Annotated in this window: 16 protein-coding genes and 1 pseudogene; 4 read left to right on the top strand and 13 right to left on the bottom strand. The window is 71.9% G+C overall.

Annotated features, from left to right (window positions below; all coding sequences use genetic code 11):
• The 7 genes and pseudogenes from ABD879_RS28205 to ABD879_RS28175 form a co-directional block, all read right to left on the bottom strand.
• Positions 1 to 360, bottom strand: a pseudogene (locus ABD879_RS28205) (hypothetical protein); the annotation flags it as partial.
• A 139-nt stretch (positions 361 to 499) separates the two neighbouring features.
• Positions 500 to 1,747: a cytochrome P450 gene (locus ABD879_RS28200; RefSeq protein ID WP_345024693.1), complete on the bottom strand. Its 1,248-nt coding sequence runs from the start codon at positions 1,745 to 1,747 to the stop codon at positions 500 to 502.
• Between the two features lie 102 nt (positions 1,748 to 1,849).
• Positions 1,850 to 2,731, bottom strand: coding sequence for an alpha/beta fold hydrolase (locus tag ABD879_RS28195; protein WP_345024692.1), 882 nt, complete (start codon positions 2,729 to 2,731; stop codon positions 1,850 to 1,852).
• A gap of 249 nt (positions 2,732 to 2,980) precedes the next feature.
• Positions 2,981 to 4,246 carry a class I SAM-dependent methyltransferase gene (locus tag ABD879_RS28190; protein ID WP_345024691.1) on the bottom strand — a complete coding sequence of 422 codons (1,266 nt, stop codon included), beginning with the start codon at positions 4,244 to 4,246 and terminating at the stop codon, positions 2,981 to 2,983.
• A gap of 76 nt (positions 4,247 to 4,322) precedes the next feature.
• Entirely contained in the window at positions 4,323 to 5,687 is a 1,365-nt protein-coding gene (locus ABD879_RS28185; protein WP_345024690.1) for an FAD-binding oxidoreductase, read from the bottom strand.
• Between the two features lie 570 nt (positions 5,688 to 6,257).
• Positions 6,258 to 6,770, bottom strand: coding sequence for a DUF1707 and DUF4870 domain-containing protein (locus ABD879_RS28180; RefSeq protein ID WP_345024689.1), 513 nt, complete (start codon positions 6,768 to 6,770; stop codon positions 6,258 to 6,260).
• 87 nt (positions 6,771 to 6,857) lie between these two features.
• Positions 6,858 to 7,676, bottom strand: coding sequence for a polysaccharide deacetylase family protein (locus ABD879_RS28175; RefSeq protein ID WP_345024688.1), 819 nt, complete (start codon positions 7,674 to 7,676; stop codon positions 6,858 to 6,860).
• Between the two features lie 176 nt (positions 7,677 to 7,852).
• On the opposite strand from ABD879_RS28175, the gene ABD879_RS28170 reads away from it, so the two are divergent.
• Positions 7,853 to 8,221, top strand: a complete 369-nt coding sequence (locus tag ABD879_RS28170; RefSeq protein ID WP_345024686.1) for a hypothetical protein — start codon at positions 7,853 to 7,855, stop codon at positions 8,219 to 8,221.
• 47 nt (positions 8,222 to 8,268) lie between these two features.
• Here ABD879_RS28170 and ABD879_RS28165 read toward each other — a convergent pair whose 3' ends face one another.
• On the bottom strand, positions 8,269 to 8,580 hold the full coding sequence (locus ABD879_RS28165; protein WP_345024685.1) for a hypothetical protein: 312 nt from the start codon (positions 8,578 to 8,580) through the stop codon (positions 8,269 to 8,271).
• Between the two features lie 40 nt (positions 8,581 to 8,620).
• Between ABD879_RS28165 and ABD879_RS28160 the strand changes: the two genes are divergently transcribed.
• Together ABD879_RS28160 and ABD879_RS28155 are read left to right on the top strand one after the other, a co-directional pair.
• Complete coding sequence (locus ABD879_RS28160) at positions 8,621 to 9,538, top strand: RpnC/YadD family protein (RefSeq protein ID WP_345024684.1); 918 nt, start codon at positions 8,621 to 8,623, stop codon at positions 9,536 to 9,538.
• A 135-nt stretch (positions 9,539 to 9,673) separates the two neighbouring features.
• The gene (locus tag ABD879_RS28155) at positions 9,674 to 9,943 is read left to right on the top strand and encodes a hypothetical protein (RefSeq protein WP_345024683.1); all 270 of its coding nucleotides are present in this window, start codon (positions 9,674 to 9,676) and stop codon (positions 9,941 to 9,943) included.
• A 474-nt stretch (positions 9,944 to 10,417) separates the two neighbouring features.
• Here ABD879_RS28155 and ABD879_RS28150 read toward each other — a convergent pair whose 3' ends face one another.
• From ABD879_RS28150 to ABD879_RS28140, 3 genes are all read right to left on the bottom strand, one after another.
• The gene (locus ABD879_RS28150) at positions 10,418 to 10,699 is read right to left on the bottom strand and encodes a GlsB/YeaQ/YmgE family stress response membrane protein (RefSeq protein WP_345024682.1); all 282 of its coding nucleotides are present in this window, start codon (positions 10,697 to 10,699) and stop codon (positions 10,418 to 10,420) included.
• A 246-nt stretch (positions 10,700 to 10,945) separates the two neighbouring features.
• The gene (locus ABD879_RS28145) at positions 10,946 to 11,974 is read right to left on the bottom strand and encodes a DUF4192 domain-containing protein (protein WP_345024681.1); all 1,029 of its coding nucleotides are present in this window, start codon (positions 11,972 to 11,974) and stop codon (positions 10,946 to 10,948) included.
• Positions 11,975 to 12,042: 68 nt separating this feature from the next.
• Positions 12,043 to 12,540 carry a phosphoribosyltransferase gene (locus ABD879_RS28140; protein WP_345024680.1) on the bottom strand — a complete coding sequence of 166 codons (498 nt, stop codon included), beginning with the start codon at positions 12,538 to 12,540 and terminating at the stop codon, positions 12,043 to 12,045.
• A gap of 98 nt (positions 12,541 to 12,638) precedes the next feature.
• Here ABD879_RS28140 and ABD879_RS28135 point away from each other — a divergent pair, with 98 nt between their 5' ends.
• Positions 12,639 to 14,756 carry an ATP-dependent DNA helicase gene (locus ABD879_RS28135; protein WP_345024679.1) on the top strand — a complete coding sequence of 706 codons (2,118 nt, stop codon included), beginning with the start codon at positions 12,639 to 12,641 and terminating at the stop codon, positions 14,754 to 14,756.
• A 50-nt stretch (positions 14,757 to 14,806) separates the two neighbouring features.
• Here ABD879_RS28135 and ABD879_RS28130 read toward each other — a convergent pair whose 3' ends face one another.
• Both ABD879_RS28130 and ABD879_RS28125 read right to left on the bottom strand, forming a co-directional pair.
• Positions 14,807 to 16,033, bottom strand: coding sequence for a pyridoxal phosphate-dependent aminotransferase (locus ABD879_RS28130; RefSeq protein WP_345024678.1), 1,227 nt, complete (start codon positions 16,031 to 16,033; stop codon positions 14,807 to 14,809).
• A gap of 50 nt (positions 16,034 to 16,083) precedes the next feature.
• The gene (locus ABD879_RS28125; RefSeq protein ID WP_345024677.1) at positions 16,084 to 17,073 is read right to left on the bottom strand and encodes an FtsX-like permease family protein; all 990 of its coding nucleotides are present in this window, start codon (positions 17,071 to 17,073) and stop codon (positions 16,084 to 16,086) included.
• Positions 17,074 to 17,119: the final 46 nt, after the last annotated feature.

Below are 17,119 nucleotides of genomic sequence, written 5' to 3'. Positions count from 1 at the left end.
CTGCCGGCCGCGCAGCGCCGCGGCGACCCGCCGGTAGGACGCGGCGGCCCGCGGCCGCCGCCGCACCGCGGTCAGCGCCTCGCCCAGCCGCCGCCAGCGCCGCCGCCGCATCGTCTCGGCCCGCCATTCGGCCTGCTCGGCGCGGTGCGCCTGTTCGGCGGTGCGCTCGCGCGCGTCGCCGATGTCCCGGACGGCCTCGGCCAGCCGCCGCCTGAGCAGCTCGACGTGCCGGTCGCGGCCGCGTCTCTCCTGCTCGGCCTCGTCCAGCCGCGCCCGCAGGGCCGCGTTCTCGGCGGCCAGCCGGTCGGCGCGTGCCCGCTGCGCGGCGGCGTCGTCGGCGGGCCTGCCGGTCTGCGTCACGGGCCTCTCCCGGGTGAACGTCGCTGGGGTCGGCCTGCCACGCTAGGCGGCCTGCAGCGTTCCAGCGGGCGATGTCACCGGGTGTTCGCCGAACGTTCGGCGGGCGGAGGCGTTCAGCGGCGGTGCTGAGCGGTGGCGGTCAGAACGTGTACGGCAGCCGCTTGATGCCGTTGATGAAGCTGGACTCAAGCCGGTCGGGCTCGCCGTCGGCGCGGATGCCGGGCATGCTGCGCAGCAGCTCGCGGAACATCACGGTGATCTCCCGCCGGGCCAGGTGCGCGCCCAGGCAGAAGTGCGGGCCGGGGCCGCCGAACCCCACGTGCGGGTTGGGGTCGCGCAGGATGTCGAAGCGCTCGGGGTCGGTGAAGACGGTCTCGTCCCGGTTGGCCGACCAGTAGTAGAGCAGCAGCTTGTCGCCCTCCTTGATCTCGTGGTCCAGGAGGGTGGTGTCGCGGGTGGCGGTGCGCCGCATCCAGATGACCGGCGACACGTACCGGACGATCTCCTCGACGGCGCCGGCGATGCGCCCCTCGAAGTCCTCGACGAGCAGGGCGCGCTGGTCGGGGTGCCGGGTGAACAGGTCCAGGCCGTGCGCGATGGCGTTGCGGGTGGTCTCGTTGCCCGCCACCACGAGCAGGATGAAGAACGAGCCCAGCTCCTGGTCGGTGAGCGACTCCCCGTCGATGTTGGCGTTGACCAGCGCGGAGGTGAGGTCGTCGGTGGGCTCGGCGCGGCGGTGCCGGGCCAGCCCCTCCACCAGGTCCTTGAGCGTCTGCCCCGCCTCCATCAGCGCCAGCGCGGCCTGCTCGAAGTCGCCGGCGGGCAGGAACTCCGGGTCGTTGCCGGCGAGGATCACGTTGGTGGCGTCCAGGACGGTGCGGTGGTGGTCGGGCGAGATGCCCATCATGTCGCAGATGATGCGCAGCGGGAGCCGGGCGGCGATGTCGGCCACGAAGTCGCCGGTGCCCTCGCCGGCCTTCACCCGCGCGGTCAGGTCGGCGGCGACCTGCTGCACCTTGTCCTCGAAACGCTGGATCATGCGCGGGGAGAAGGCGCGGGAGACGATGCGGCGGATCTTGGCGTGCCGCGGATCGTCCATGTTGATCATGGAGCCGAAGTACTCGTTCAGGTCGCCCGGCATGTCGGGGATGCTGATGGCGCCGCGGCCGGAGCAGAAGTCCTGGGGACGCCGGGACGCCTCCTGCACCTCGGCGTGCCGGGTGAGGGCGTAGTAGCCCGGCCCCTGCGGGACGATCTTCACGTCCGGCTCCTCGAAGTGCACCAGGCGGGGCTCGCGGCGCAGCGCCTTGAACGCCTCGTTGCGGTGTTCCAGCGGACGCCGCCAGAAGTCCGGGTCCGTCAGGTTGATCTCGTCGACCTTGAGCATCGCGCCACCCAGGTTTCAGAACGTCATTCGGTTTACAAATAGCCTCGCAAAGTAAACCGGTGGCACGGGAGTCCCGCCGGTGTGACAAGCGTCACACTCGCCCTAGGCGGTGGTGATCCAGTCCAGGATGAGCCGGTTGACCTCGGCGGGACGTTCCAGGTGCAGGAAGTGGCCCGTGCCGGGGACGAGTTCGGCGCGCGAGCCGGGCGGCAGGTGGGCCAGCACGGCCGAGAGGTCCCCGTCCGGTGCGAACGCGTCCGCGCCCACGCAGCCGTCGTCGGCGCCGTGCAGGTAGAGCACCGGCCGCTCGGCAGGTGCGGACACCGCCTCCTGCTGCCCCGCGTACCGGTCGACGTGGCGCCGCGGGTCGAACATGGCCCGGTAGTAGCCGAGGGCGGCGGCGAGGTTGGCGGGTTCGGCGAGGCAGTCCATGACGCGCGCGACGTCGTCCGCGGCGTCGTAGCCGGGCGACCAGTCGCGCCACAGCCCGGCGACGAACTCGGCGTCCACCGCGGCCTCGGCCAGCGGCGTCTGGAACAGGAACATGTAGAACGACCGCTTGAGCTGCTCGTACCGGGCGAACGCGGTCACCATCGACGCCATCGGCGGCACCGCGAGCGTCACGGCGCGGCGCCACCGCCCGGGCGCATGGGCGACGGCGCCGTAGGCGGCGAACGCGCCCCAGTCGTGCCCGATGAGCACCGCGTCGGAGCCGCCGCCGAACGCCTCGTGCAGCGCCACGGCGTCGGCGACGAGCGCGCCGGCCTGGTACGCACCGTCGTCCGGCACCGCCGTGGGCGCGTAGCCGCGCATGAACGGGGCGACGGCGTGGTAGCCGGCGTCGGCCAGCTCGGGCAGCAGGTGCCGCCACGTGTGGGCCGAGTCGGGGAAGCCGTGCAGGCACAGCGCGAGCGGCCCGCCGTCCGCGCCGGCCTCCAGAAAGCCGAACTCCAACCCGTTGGCCTCGACGGTCCCCGTGCGCACGTCGCCCACCTCGGCTCCCTCCTCGGTCCACCGAGCGCGACGTTACCCCGGAGGCTCACCGGCGCCCAGACCGCAGCGTGCGCCGCTACCGGCCCGGCGTTCGGCTCCGCCGAGGGCCTGACCGGGGCCGCTCGCACCGAGCAGTCGTCAGGCGGCACGGGAAGCGGGCTTGCGCGGGGCACGCCCGCGGAAACCCGCTCCTCTCGCCGTTACAGCGGCCTCGTGACGACCGCCCTGAGCGCGTGCGGGTCACGCGTCCCAGTCGGGACGCAGCGGCATGTGCGCGTTGCCCTTGGAGTCGAGCTTCACGCCCAGCGTCTGGTGCAGCTGGATCCAGTTGCGCTCGAAACCGATGATGCAGCCGGCCATGTACACCCGCCACACCCGGGCGGTGCCCTCGCCGACCTCGGCGACGGCCTCGTCCCAGTGCGCGTCCAGGTTGCGGCACCAGTCCGCGAGGGTGCGGGCGTAGTGCTCGCGCAGGTTCTCCTGGTGCCGGATCTCGAAGCCCGCGTCGTTCATCTTCGACTGCACGTACCCCGGGCCCTCGAGCTCGCCGTCGGGGAACACGTACCGGTTGATGAAGCCGCCCGGCTTCATCGCCGGCGCCAGATTGTCGGGCCGGGTGATGGTGTGGTTCAGCATCCGGCCGCCCGGCACGAGCTTGTCGTACAGGAAGGAGAAGTACGACGGCAGGTTGGCCTTGCCGATGTGCTCGGTCAGGCCGATCGAGCTGACCGCGTCGAACCCGGTCTCCTCCACGTCCCGGTAGTCCAGGTGCCGCACCTCGGCCAGGTCCGACAGGCCGCGGTCGGCGATGGCCTTCTGCGCCCACTCCGCCTGCTGCTTGGACAGGGTGACGCCCAGCGCCTTCACCCCGTACTCCTTGGCGGCGTGCATCACCATGCCGCCCCAGCCGCAGCCCACGTCCAGCAGCCGCATGCCCGGCCGCAGGCCGAGCTTCTTGGCGACCAGGTCGTGCTTGTAGTACTGCGCCTCCTCCAGGGTGGCGTCCTCCCGGGGGAAGCACGCGCACGTGTAGGCCATCGACGGCCCCAGCACCCACTCGTAGAAGGTGTTGGACACGTCGTAGTGATGCGAGATGGCCTTGGCGTCGCGGCGCTTGGAGTGGCGCAGCCAGGACGGAACCCGGCTGAACGGCGCCTCCTGGGGCGGCGGCGGCAGACGCCGGCTGACCGCCGCGCGCAGCAGCGGGTTGCGCACCACCTCGGCGAGGATCCTGGCCTTGTCCCCCCACGACACGTCACCCAGCGCCTGCTGCATCGTCGACAGCGCGGTGTACATGTCGCCATGGACGTCGAGGTGTCCGCTGACGTACGCCCGGGCGAGCCCGAGAGAACCCGGCGAGTGCACCAGGTAGGACACCGCGTACGGGGAACGCACCTCCAACCGGATGTCGGCACCCGGACTACCCGACCGCGACCCGTCGTAGGCGACGAACTCCACTGGCGCGTCAGGCCCGACGAGCTCCTCGAAGACCCTGGCCAGCGTCATGTTCTTCCTCCTGTCTCTCCGCCCCGAGCCGGGCCGTGCCCCGGCCCCCGCCGGGGCATCCCCCCGGTGGCGCGGCTCAGCGCCCGCGCACACACTTGTCGTAGAGGTCCAGCAGGCGCTTGTCGGGGTCGTACGTCTCCTTGAGCCGCCGGTAGGTCTCCCCGTCGTAGTGCCGCCAGAACTCGTCACGGCTGTAAAAAGCAGTCGAGTAGAGGGACTTATGCCCCTCAAGTGCGGCGACCTTACGTTCGATGAGCCGGTTGTGGTACTCGGGGATCTTCCCCGGAGGCAGCCTGACGGTCCCCCAGAAACCGACGTTGACGTAGGTGCGGCCCGGCTCCAGCGGGTAGAGCGGCCAGCGGTCGCGCGCGCGCAGCGGGCACAGCCACACCGGGCTCATGCCCACCTTGTCGTGGAAGAAGTCGAGGAACTCCGGCAGCCGCTCCACCGGAACCTCGATGTCCTGGATGACGTCCTCGCGGGGGCGCTGCCCCCGCCACCGGTCGATCCGGGCGACGACATGGAACCGCCGGTCGTAGGCCACCAGCTTGCGGTACACGTCCGACCGCTTGGCCTTGTCCGGCCACAGCCGGCGCACCAGCGGATGCTGCACGCCGAACGCCCGAGAGCACCAGAACCAGTCGGTGTCCCAGCGCCAGATGTAGTCGCGCACCGTCAGGAAGTCGACCGACCGCTGCTGGATGGACCGGTAGTAGATCTTCTGGCCGGTGTAGTCGGAGGTGTAGGGCGCGCGGTCGGTGAACGTCCCGACCGTCAGGTACGCCTCGCCCGGCCCGAACACCGTGCCGTCGAGGAAGTCGACCGGCTCGCCCTCGTACTCCCCCGCCTCGCACAGCTCGGCGATCGCCGTCGCGCACGCCTCCGCCGACCCGTACCGCAGGTGGCGCAGCCGCACGTACGGCTTGACGGGCATCAGCTCGATCTTCAGCCGCAGCGTGTAGCCGAGCGTCCCGTAGGAGTTGGGGAACCCGTAGAACAGGTCGGCGTGCTCGTCGCGGGTGGCGGTGACGACCTGGCCGTCCCCGGTCAGCACCTGCATCTCCAGCACCGCCTCGTGCGGCAGGCCGAGCCGGAAGGACGTCGACTCGATGCCGAGGCCGGTCACCGCGCCGCCGAGCGTGATGGTCTTCAACTGCGGCACCACCGTGGGCATCAGCCCGTACGGCAGGGTCGCGTCCACCAGGTCCTCATAGGTGGTCATGCCCTGCACGTCGGCGGTGCGCGCCTCCGGGTCGACGTTCAGCACCTTGTCGAACCCCGACACGTCCAGCCCGGGCGCGTCCGACGGGTCCCGCCAGCGGAACAGGTTCGACGTCTTCTTCGCCAGCCGCACCGGCGTCCCCGGCGGGATGGCGGCGTACGACCGGCGCAGCGCGTCCACCGCGCGCTGGTGATCGTCTCTGATCGCTAGCTCGGTCATCGGTCCTCCCCCACGTACACACAAGTAAATCGATCATCCCATGTATCGTCCACATATCCATGGGGTTAGCGTCGTCACAAGCGGTGAGGACCGGAGGGGAAAGATCTACGACCGCATCACGAACGGCTGCGCGCCCGCATCGACGGCCGTGTGAACGTCTCGCCCAAGGGCTGCGCCGACACCTTCGCCGTGCTCGACGACCGCACCGTCGGCCGCCTCGACCTGACCGGCTCGGGCGCGGAGACCGCCGCACAGCGAACGGCCGTATCGCGTCCTGTTCTGCTCGTTCGGGCGCCCCCGGCGTGCTGCGGCCGCACGGCACCGGACGCGTCGCTCCCCTGGCTCCCCGCAGTGGCCGGATCTGGCCCGCCGCTTCCCCGTTGACACTCCGGGCAGCCCGCGGTCACCGTCGCCGCCGTCGACAGGATGCGGGTTCGGCGTCCCCCACAGGCAACCGGCCGGCGACCGCGACATGCTCAAGGACCGGGCGGCGCGCAAGCCCGAGAAGGAGCGCCTACCGGGCCGGGAAGAACGCCACGAGCACCGACGAACCGCCCGCCCTGGACGGGATCACTTGACGGGCCGCAGGATCCACGGGTGGCGGAACGGCCGCCCCACCAGCGCGTGCACGGCCGCGACGCCCGCCACCATCCAGGTGACCGTGTAGAGCAGCGCCCCGAGCCCGAACGTCAGGACCGTCACCGCCAGCACGGTCAGCTGGAAGTTCACCGCCTCGGCCGCGTGCCGCCGCACGTACTGCGACTTCTTGCCGTACACCAGCATCAGCACCAGCGGGGCCACGAACAGCGTCAGGTACCCGCTGAAATGCGCGAGCGCGGCCACCAGCCGCTCCTCGCCCGTCGGCTCCCCCTCCGCCGCCGGCAGCGCCGGCCCCGCGGTCAGGTCGCGCGTCACCGCCGCCAGATCGCCCCGGGTCTTGGCCGTCATGGCCAGGTGCATGCGCATGTCGAGCTCGGCGTGCTCCAGGCGCCCTTCGGCGTAGGCGTCCTGCAGGTGCGCGATGACCTGCTCCCGCTCCGCGTCCGACACCCGCAGGTTCCCGGTGGCGAAAGTGCTGTCCATACCCTTCATCGTCGGCGCCCCGCCGCCCGCCCGGAATCGGGGACAGCCCTGAGCCGCCCCTGATTCGCTCCCCGAGAAGGACGGGTGTCACCTCGAGTCGGCCCCCTCGGGCGTCACGGGCTCCAGCTCGGTGTACTCCTTGCCGGGCGTCATCCGCTTCCCGAACAGCTGGGACACCGTCACGAACGTGTACCCCCCGGCCCGGAGCCGCTCGATGATGCGCGGCACGGCCCGCACCGTCGTCGGATGGATGTCGTGCATCAGCACGATCATCCCCGGCCGCACCCCTTTGAGCACCCGCCGCTCGACCGCCCCGGTGTCGCGCACCTGCCAGTCGAGCGGATCGACGGCCCACAGCACCTGCGCCAGCTTGAGCCGCTTGGCGACGCCGGCGACCGTGGTGTCCGTGGACCCGTAGGGCGGACGCATCAGCAGGGGCGTCACCCCGCTGGCCTTGCGGATCGCGTCCTGCGTGCGCGCCAGCTCGCTCTCCACCTTCGCGCCGGAGGCGCGCCCCAGGTCGGTGTGCGACCAGCTGTGGTTGGCCAGCTCGTGCCCCTCGGCGGCCTCCCGCCGCACCAGGTCCGGATATGTGGCGGCGTTCCTGCCGATGAGGAAGAACGTCACCTTGACGTGCTGCCGGGCCAGGATGTCCAGCAGCTCGCCGGTACCGGGCATCGGCCCGTCGTCGAACGTCAACGCCACGCACTTGGCCCGCGCGCAGTCCACCGGGGGCGGCTTCGGTGTGGGAGTGGGGGTGGGCGTGGGCTTCGGCGCTGGAACCGCGACGGGTGCGGACGGCTCCGTGCCCGCGGGGGCGAGCGTGCTGAGCCATCCGAACGACGCCAGCACGGCGACCGCCGCGGCCGACCTCCGGATCGCGGCCGTCCAGCGCCGACCGGTCACCGAACCCCCCACGTAAATGATCTTTCCCCCGGGCCAGCAGTGTAAGCCGCCGTCCCCGGACCACAGGCGGACATACGTGCCCGTGTCGGGAACCCGTTCGACGGGAGCGGCGTTATCGTCATACGCACATGCGTCCCGGAACCCCTCCGGGGCGGCACCGGACGACGGGGACGGCGATGAGGTTCCGCGACCGCTTCGGCATCCGCAAACACCGCGGCGCATCGGTCACCAGACTGGACCGCGAGGCCACCGACGCCGACATCGAGGCGCTCATCGCGTTCGCGCGCAGCCGCCAGGGCGTGGAGTTCTACGTGGAGCCCGAGACGTTCGCCACCGACACCACCGCGGTCGCCGTCGCCCACGACGGCGAGTGGACCCGCCGCCGCGTCGGCTCCCCCAAGGTGATCGCCAAGGTGGCCCGCGACCTCAAGCTCCCCGTCTACGACGTCCAGGTCGTCGGCTACCCCAACCGCATGCGCGCCTGGAACGAGCGCAACCGCGACCGCCGCATAGACCCGGGCACCCCCGGCGAGGCCGTCTCCTGACCCGCCGGCCCGCACGCCATGGCGTGAGCCGCCCAGCACGCCCGATGTCAACACGACCAGGACGGCAAGGCCGAGCGGACCGCTGCTGACGAAGGCCGATCAGCAGCGGACAGCACCCGGGTACGCAGCCGCAGCACGATCACCCTCTGGCCACCGCCTTCCAGCACCCCGCCGCCCGATACCGGCATCACCGAACCGGCCCGCCCCGCCCTGCCGACGGACCCGTCCCGCAGCACGGCGAGCCGGTCGAACACCCAGGTATTCGGGTGGCGCATCACCAGCGGACGCCGACCCGCATGAAGGTCCCCCACGCCCACCCATGCGACTCTTTCCGCTCGGCCGACCACCAAAAACGCCATTAACCCATCGTGACGATGCGATCACTGCTAGTTTGCACGCGTGCCGACATCCGATCACGAGCTGCCGCTGGAGATGGTGCGCAACCGGCCGCAGCTTGTTCCCGAACTCCTGCGCAGCGTCTTCGGCCTCGATGTGCCCGGCGACGTCCAGGCCACCCTGACGTCGGAGTCCTATGCCGACGTCCACCCGGCCGAACTGCGCTGCGACGCGACCGTCCTGCTGGACGATCCGAACGCGCCCACTCTCGGTGTCGTGGTGGAGTCGCAGCTGCGGGCCCGGGAGGAGAAGACCTTCAGCTGGCCCGCCTACCTGGCCCTGCTGCGCCTGCGCCGCAGATGCCCGGTGACGCTGATGGTGTTCTGCCCCGACCAGGCCACCGCACGAAACTGCGCCGTCCCGATCGACATGGGGCATCCCGGGTGGGTGCTCAAGCCCCTGACCGTCTATCCCGGGCTCCTGCCTCCCATCACCGACCCGGCCACGGCGTGCCGACTCCCCGAACTCGCCGTGCTCAGCGCCCCCGCCCATGCCGACGGTCCGCACGCGAAGGCCGTCGTCAGCAGCCTTTCCGCCGCTCTCGACGTCCTCACCGGCGATACCGGTGCGTTGTACCATGACTACGTGGTGTCGCGGTTCTCTGACGCCGCCCGCAAGCTCCTGGAGGAGACTGTGAAACTCGACAACTACGAGTGGAAGTCGGAGTTCGCCATCACCCACCGCGCCCAAGGCCGCGCCGAGGGCCTCGCCGAAGGCCGCGCCGAGGGCCTCGCCGAAGGCCGGGTGGAAGGCCAGGCCGAAGGCGAAGCCAAGTCGATCCTCCTCATCCTGCAGGCCCGCGGCATCACGGTTCCGGACGACATCCGCAACCGCATCACCAACTGCACCGACCTCGACCAACTCGACCACTGGGTCCAACGCGCCGCCACCATCAACACCGCCGAAGAACTCCTCGCTTGACCGATACCCCCCCCGCACCTCGCGGGGGGTATCCCCCAGGCAGCTGGCGGCGATACGCCCTCCAGTGCACAGAGCGATCCCCAGAGCCGCACGAGTCGCGATGACGCATGCTCCGCCCCCCACAGGCCCCCGAAGGTGACCGTGAAGCTCGACGACTACGAGTGGAAGTCGGAGTTCGCCATCACCCACCGCGCCCAAGGCCGCGCCGAGGGCCGCGCCGAAGGCCGGGTGGAAGGCCAAGCCGAAGGCGAAGCCAAGTCGATCCTCCTCATCCTGCAGGCCCGCGGCATCACCGTCCCGGACGACATCCGCAACCGCATCACCAACTGCACCGACCTCGACCAACTCGACCACTGGGTCCAACGCGCCGCCACCATCAACACCGCCGAAGAACTCCTCGGCTGACCGCCCTGCAGCACCGGTTCGCCTTCGACAGCCCACTGGCGAAGGCGGGTGTGTGAGTTCCCCCCACGGGCCATGGCTTGCAGGAACGTGCCCTCAGGCCCGGAGTGGATTCTGAACATGATTCCACTCGGCACCCGCTGGTCATCCGGGCGTGAGCGTCACGACGCCACGCCCTCTGACCTGCATCAACACGTACACCACCCTCCGTGGACGCAACCCCCGTTTTCCTGCCTGGGCAGCAATGGCTCCTGCACAGCCCGCCCGGCATCCACGATGCGCCGGCATCACGTGATCGTCAGGCACCGGCCCCTGTGAACGGGACGGCCCAGGCATCAGGTTGCGTGGCTCATGTGCGGTCGCGTGCTTGTGGCGCGTGCAGGCCGGGAGCTGCGACACGGGAGGATTCGAACCGCGTTCGACATTCAGTTCGTCGGCGGTGGAACGACGAACCGTTGCCGAGGCGCTTGTCATCGGTCAGCGGCGGACGCCGCGGTGGCCGCGCCGTTGGAAAGCGGCGACGGCGGCGACACCGATGACGGCCAGACCGATCTGGAAGACCAATTCGATCCAGTCGACGCCCGCCGTGGTGGCCACACCGACGCCACGGGCGATCGCGGTGCCTATTAGAGCGGCCACGATGCCCACGATGATGGTCAGCAGGATGCCGATGGGCTGCTTGCCGGACAGCAGGAGTCGAGCGAGCGCACCGATGATGGCGCCGATCACAATGGCCGTGATGATTCCGGTGACGGTCACTGTCCGCCTCCTTCAGCGGGGATCATTGCTTCCTCTATGCCCTGCTCTGTCGCTTTACACATGGGCGGCCCGGAACGGCGCGCTGCAGCTTCGGTTCTGGTCTTCGCTCAGAAGCTTTCCGCCGGGCGTGCGAGTGAGTGGCTACGCATGTTTCGAGCCGCCACGTGGCCGGGCGTGTGCCGACTAACGATCAGGGGGTGCGCCCCTGGCGGCGGAGAGAGGGGCGGCTCGCCGAAAGCGGGGCGATCACCGGCAGGGGTCGGGGGTGTCGAGGTCGCCGTAGGCTCTGGCCAGTTCTTCGGGGGTCATGCCCAGGCGGGCCTTGGCGGGTGGGATGCCCGCGGCGATGACGTCGCGGAGCAGAGCGGCCATGGAATAGTCGGGGTCGGCACGGGCGGCGCGGTCGAGGGCGACGTTCGCCAGGCCGCCGTCGCCGATGATGAAGGCGGCGTAGGCCAGCAGGCAGGCGGGGCCGGGCGCGTAGGGTTCCTCGACGCGGCGCAGCACGTACCGCCAGAAGTCGATGTCGGCTCGCGGGGAGTCCTCGTCGATGCGGACCCATGCCTCGTCGCGGACGCGCACATTGGTCAGCAGGACACCGAGCCAGGCGACGTCGTCGTCGGTGGGCGGGGTGTCACGGGACGGCAGGTCGCCGATCAGGGCGACGCCCTCTTCGGCCATGCGGGAGCGGATGCGGGCGGGAGACAGCCCCTCGCGGGCCCAGGCGAGGAAGCGGCGTTCGGCGCGTTCGGTGGCCTGGCGCATCGCGGTGCGGACGGGGCCGTCCAGCGGGGCGACCGAGCGGGCGAGTTCCTCCCGGTCCGGAAGGGCGACGTGGCCGGCGAGGGTGGCCTGGGCGGCGACCGCGCTGGCGGCGATGTCGTAGGGGCGGCCTTCGGGCGGGCAGCAGCCGGGGTCGACGCAGGTCATGGACCACCAGCGCCCCTCGGCGACGCGCAGCGCCTCGACGACCGCCACGCCCTCGGCGGTGAGCGTCTCCCAGACGTCGGCGACCGCGGCGGCGACCGGATCGGCGGGGCCGTAGCCGAGCACCAGGGCGCGGCGGAACTCGTTGCGGGCCAGGACGTGGGCGGTGCGTTCGCAGCCCGCCCTGCCGGCCGGTAGATCCAGCCGCAGGGCGCAGGTGTTGTGCGGGCCGTCGAAGCCGACCACCACGAGGCTGTCGGCGGGGTGGAATCCGAGCAGGTAGGGAACGGCGGCGATGGCGTCCTGGGGCGACCGGATGACCAGCGGCCCCATCGTCGTGTTCGTCATGCCACGAGGTTCGCAGTCCGCGCACTCCTCGCGACAGACCCCTTACGGATTGTGGATAACTCCGCGCGTCAGGCGTCGAGCACCTGGTGTTCGCGCTGGACGACCGGCGGCAGCGTGGACCACGGGAAGTTGATCCAGCGGTCGGTCCGGCGCCACACGTACTCGCACCGGACCATGGTGCGGGGCTTTTCGTAGATCACGGCGCAGCGGACGTCGGCCACGTGGTCGGCGCAGAAGTCCCGGACCAGCTTGAGGGTGGCGCCGGTGTCGGCGACGTCGTCGGCGACCAGCACGCGGGCGCCCGACAGGTCGACGGCGTTGGGCACCGGCGGCAGCATCACCGGCATGTCGAGGCGCTGGTCGACGCCGGTGTAGAACTCCACGTTCATGACGTGCAGGTTCTTGACGTCCAGCGCGTAACCGAGGGACCCCGCGACGAACAAGCCGCCCCGGGCGATGGACAGGATGAGGTCGGGCCGGTAGCCGCTGTCGGCGACCGCCTGCGCCAGCTCACGGCTCGCCTGTCCGAACAACTCCCAGGTCAGGACTTCTCTTTCCGCAGACACGCCCCCTATCTTGGCCGATCCCGGGGGCTGCTCGCGCACCCGGGTGCGTTGGCCGTCCCGCTCCCGAGGAGTCGCCGGGAACGGTAGCGTTGGGCGACGTGCCTGCCCCTGATCTGCTGTCCGACACCGTCGATGACGCTTCGCCACCGGACGTCCCCACCCTTCTCGCCGCGGCCGTGGCGGCCGTCGGCGGGGCGGAGCGGCCCGGGCAGGTGCGGATGGCCGAGGCGGTGTGGAAGGCCATCGCCTCCGGGGAGCACCTGGCGGCGCAGGCGGGCACCGGTACCGGCAAGTCGCTGGCCTACCTGGTTCCGGCGATCCGGCACGCGGTCGCCGAGGACGCGACGGTGGTGGTGTCCACGGCGACGATCGCGCTGCAGCGCCAGCTCGTCGACCGGGACCTGCCGCGGCTGGCGGAGGCGCTGACGCCGCTGCTGGGCGTGGAGCCCAGGTTCGCGATCCTCAAGGGGCGGCGCAACTACCTGTGCCTGAACCGGGTGCAGACCGGCGCGCCCGAGGAGCCGGAGGACGAGGGGCTGTTCGACCCGCAGCAGCTGTCGGCGCTGGGCCGCCAGGTCAAGCGGCTGAACGAGTGGGCGGACGAGACGGCGACCGGTGACCGCGACGAGCTGGTTCCGGGCGTGAGCGAGCAGGCGTGGCGGCAGGTGTCGGTGACCGCGCGCGAGTGCCTGGGGGCGCAGCGCTGCCCGCAGGGCACCGAGTGCTTCGCCGAGCGGGCGCGGGCCGAGGCGGGCGAGGCGCACATCGTGGTGACCAACCACGCGCTGCTGGCGATCGACGCGCTGGAGGACTTCCAGGTCCTGCCCGAGCACGACGTGGTGATCGTCGACGAGGCGCACGAGCTGGTGGACCGGGTCACCTCCGTGGCCACCGACGATCTGAGCGCGGCGGCCGTCGATGTCGCCGCGCGGCGCTGCGGCCGGCTGGTCGAGGACGGCATCGCCGACCGGCTCAAGGAGGCGGGCGAGGGGCTCGGCCTGCTGTTGGAGGAGATGCCGCCGGGCCGCATGGACGTCCTGTCCCCGGCGTTGGGCAACGCGCTGGCCGCGGTACGGGACGCCGCGCACGCCTGCCTTACGGCGCTGGGCCCCGAGCGCAAGGAGAACGACCCCGGGGACATGGCGGCGCGCAAGGCCGCGCGTTCGTCCCTGGAGGATGTGCACGACACCGCCGTACGGCTGCTGGACGCGTTCACCCCTGAGATCGCGGCGCGGTCCGATGTGGTGTGGCTGGACAAGCCGTTCGTGGCGGAGGGGCGGCCCCGGCGTCCGCCCGCGCTGCACGTGGCGCCGATCGGGGTGGGCGGGCTGCTGCGTTCCACGCTGTTCGACCGGCGCACCGCGATCCTGACGTCGGCGACGCTCACGCTGGGCGGTTCGTTCGAGCCGCTGGCCCGGCAGTGGGGGCTGCCTCCGCTCGACGGCGAGCGCGGGGACGCGTCCGGCCCGGTCGGCGGCGACGGCGCGCAGAGCGGCGACGCCAAGTGCGCCGGGGCCGAGCAGGACGACGGCAAGGTGGCCTGGTCCGGGCTGGACGCGGGCTCGCCGTTCGACCACGCCAGGTCCGGGATCCTCTACGTGGCGCGTCACCTGCCCCAGCCGGGGCGCGACGGGCTGACCGACGCGTACCTGACGGAGATCACCGAGTTGATCGAGGCGGCGGGCGGGCGGACGCTCGGGCTGTTCTCGTCCATGCGGGCCGCCCGGCAGGCCGCCGACGAGCTGCGGGACCACCTGTCGCATCCGCTGCTGTGCCAGGGCGACGACGCCACGTCCCTGCTGGTCAAGCGGTTCGCCGAGGACGAGCGGACCTGCCTGTTCGGCACCCTGTCGCTATGGCAGGGCGTGGACGTCCCCGGCCCCTCCCTGCAACTGGTGATCATGGACCGGATCCCGTTCCCCCGGCCGGACGACCCGGTGGCTTCGGCGCGGCAGCGGGCGGTGGCGGCGCGGGGCGGCAACGGGTTCATGGCGGTGGCCGCCACGCATGCCGCGCTGCTGCTCGCGCAGGGCGCGGGCCGTCTGCTGCGGTCGATGGACGACCGCGGGGTGGTGGCGATCCTCGACCCGCGGCTGGCGACGGCCCGCTACGGGTCCTTCCTCAAGGCGTCGCTGCCGCCGTTCTGGCCCACGACCGATCCGGAGGTCGTCCGCAGCGCCCTGCGGCGCCTGGACGCCGCCGCGACCGGCGCCTGACCCGGTCGCGGCGGCACCGCGCGCCGTGCCGTCCGGGGGCCTGCGCAGAGTCAGCGGCGGGTCGTCTTGCGGCGGGTCTCCAGGAACTCGCCGATGCGGCCGACCGCCTCTTCCAGGTCGTCGGCGTACTGGAGGGTGACGACGCGGAAGTGGTCGGTGGCGGGCCAGTTGAACCCGGTGCCCTGGACGATGAGCAGGTGCTGCTGCTCCAGCAGGTCGAGGGCGAACCGCATGTCGTCCTCGATGGGGTACATCTGCGGGTCCAGGCGCGGGAACGCGTACACCGCGCCCTGCGGCCGGACGCAGGTGACCCCGGGCAGGTCGTTGAGCAGCTTCCAGGCGCGGTCGCGCTGCTCGCCGAGCCGCCCGGTCGGCAGCACCAGGTCGTCGATGCTCTGGTATCCGCCGAGCGCGGCCTGGATGGCGTGCTGCGCGGGCACGTTCGGGCACAGCCGCATGTTGGCCAGGATGTCCAGGCCCTCGATGTAGGACTCGGCGTGCCGCTTGGGCCCCGACAGCACCACCCAGCCGGAGCGGAAGCCCGCGACCCGGTAGTTCTTGGACAGGCCGCTGAACGTCAGGCACAGCAGGTCGGGTGCGAGCGAGGCGATCGAGATGTGCTCGGCCCCGTCGTAGAGGATCCGATCGTAGATCTCGTCGGCGAAGATCAGCAGATTGTGCCGCCGGGCGATCTCGACCAGGCGCTCGAGCACCTCGCGGGAGTAGACGGCGCCGGTCGGGTTGTTCGGATTGATGATCACCAGTGCCCGGGTCCGGTCGGTGATCTTCGCTTCGATGTCGTCGGGGTCGGGGTTCCACCCGGCGGCCTCGTCGCAGATGTAGTGGACGGGCGTGCCTCCGCACAGCGACACCGCCGCCGTCCACAGCGGGTAGTCGGGCGCGGGGATCAGCACCTGGTCGCCGTTGTCGAGCAGCGCCTGCAGGGTCATCACGATCAGTTCGGACACGCCGTTGCCGAGGTAGACGTCCTCCACGTCCAGCCCGGTGATGCCGTGCTGCTCCTCGTAGCGCTGCACCACGGCGCGGCGGGCGGGCAGGATGCCCTTGGAGTCGCTGTAGCCGTGCGCCTGGGGCAGGTTGCGGATCATGTCCTGCAGCAGTTCGGGCGGCGCCTCGAAGCCGAACGGGGCGGGATTGCCGATGTGCAGCTTCAGCACCCGGTGCCCCTGGGCCTCCAGCTCCTTGGCGCGCTTGAGCACCGGCCCCCGGATGTCATAGCAGACGTTGGCGAGCTTTCCCGACTGGTTGACCTGCATGGACACACTGTAGCGACGCCTGATCGGCGGTCCGCGCCCCGGCCCTGCCGTCAGCCGGACACCGCGTCCCGGATGGTGAGACGGGACGCGCGGCGCGCCGCGGGGAGCGCCGCCGCCGTGCAGGCCGCCGCGCCCGCCAGCGCGAGCGCCGCCAGCGGCACGGGCGGGACGGTGAACGGCCGCTCCTGCGCCCCGGTCAGCGCCCACCCGGCGAACAGCCCGAGTGCGGCACCGCCCGCCGTGCCGGACAGCGCGACGATCGCCGCCTCCCACCGCACCATCGCCCGGACCTGCGCCCGCGTCGCCCCCACGGCGCGCAGCAGCCCGATCTCGCGGGCGCGGTCGCGGACGCCCAGCGCCAGTGCGGCCGCGATCCCGGGCAGCGCGGCCGCGACCGCCAGGGCGAAGACCGCGTAGACGACGCCGAGGAAGGCGTCCACGTCGGCGGCGTGGGCGGCGGCGTATGCGGCGTGTTCCCGGACGGGCGGCGCGCCGTACGGGCGGGCCAGCGCGGCGATGGCGGACGCGGCGTCGTCCACCGCCGCCCCCGGCGCCGGCCGCACGAACACGACGCCGTCATGCCCCCACCGCGTGCGGACCTCCGCCACCGCCTCGACCTGCGGCAGCGCGGCGATCTCGGCGGCGAGCCGCGGGGCCGACCCGCCGGCGCCGCCGTCCACCACGAGCCCGCCGCGGAAGGAGCCCGCGACGCCGTCCTCCAGCGACGCGCGCAGCGATTCGGCGTGGACCGTCAGCAGGGTCGCCATGCCGATGCCGGCCATCAGCGCGGTCACGGTGCCGGCCGTGCGGCGCGGGCCGCGGGACGCGCCGCCGCGGGCGAGCACCCCCGGCGCCCGCCGCAGCCGAACCGCCGCGGCCCCCGCGAGCGCGGCGGCGGGCCGCGGCACCACCGGTCCGAGCAGCACCATGGCCCCCAGCAGCATGATCGCGCCCGCTCCCGCGATCGCCGGGGCCGCGGCCAGTCCTCCCCACACGACCCCGCCCGCGGCCGCCGCGCCGCCCGCCGCCCGGACCAGCACGCGGGCCTCCGAGACGCAAGTCGGAGGCCAAGCGGTCTTAGGAAGA

The organism is Actinomadura keratinilytica (genome assembly GCF_039539665.1).
Taxonomy (GTDB): Bacteria; Actinomycetota; Actinomycetes; order Streptosporangiales; family Streptosporangiaceae; genus Spirillospora; species Spirillospora keratinilytica.
The sequence above is the reverse complement of the archived record's forward strand: the minus strand, read 5'-3'. Positions and strand labels throughout refer to the sequence as shown.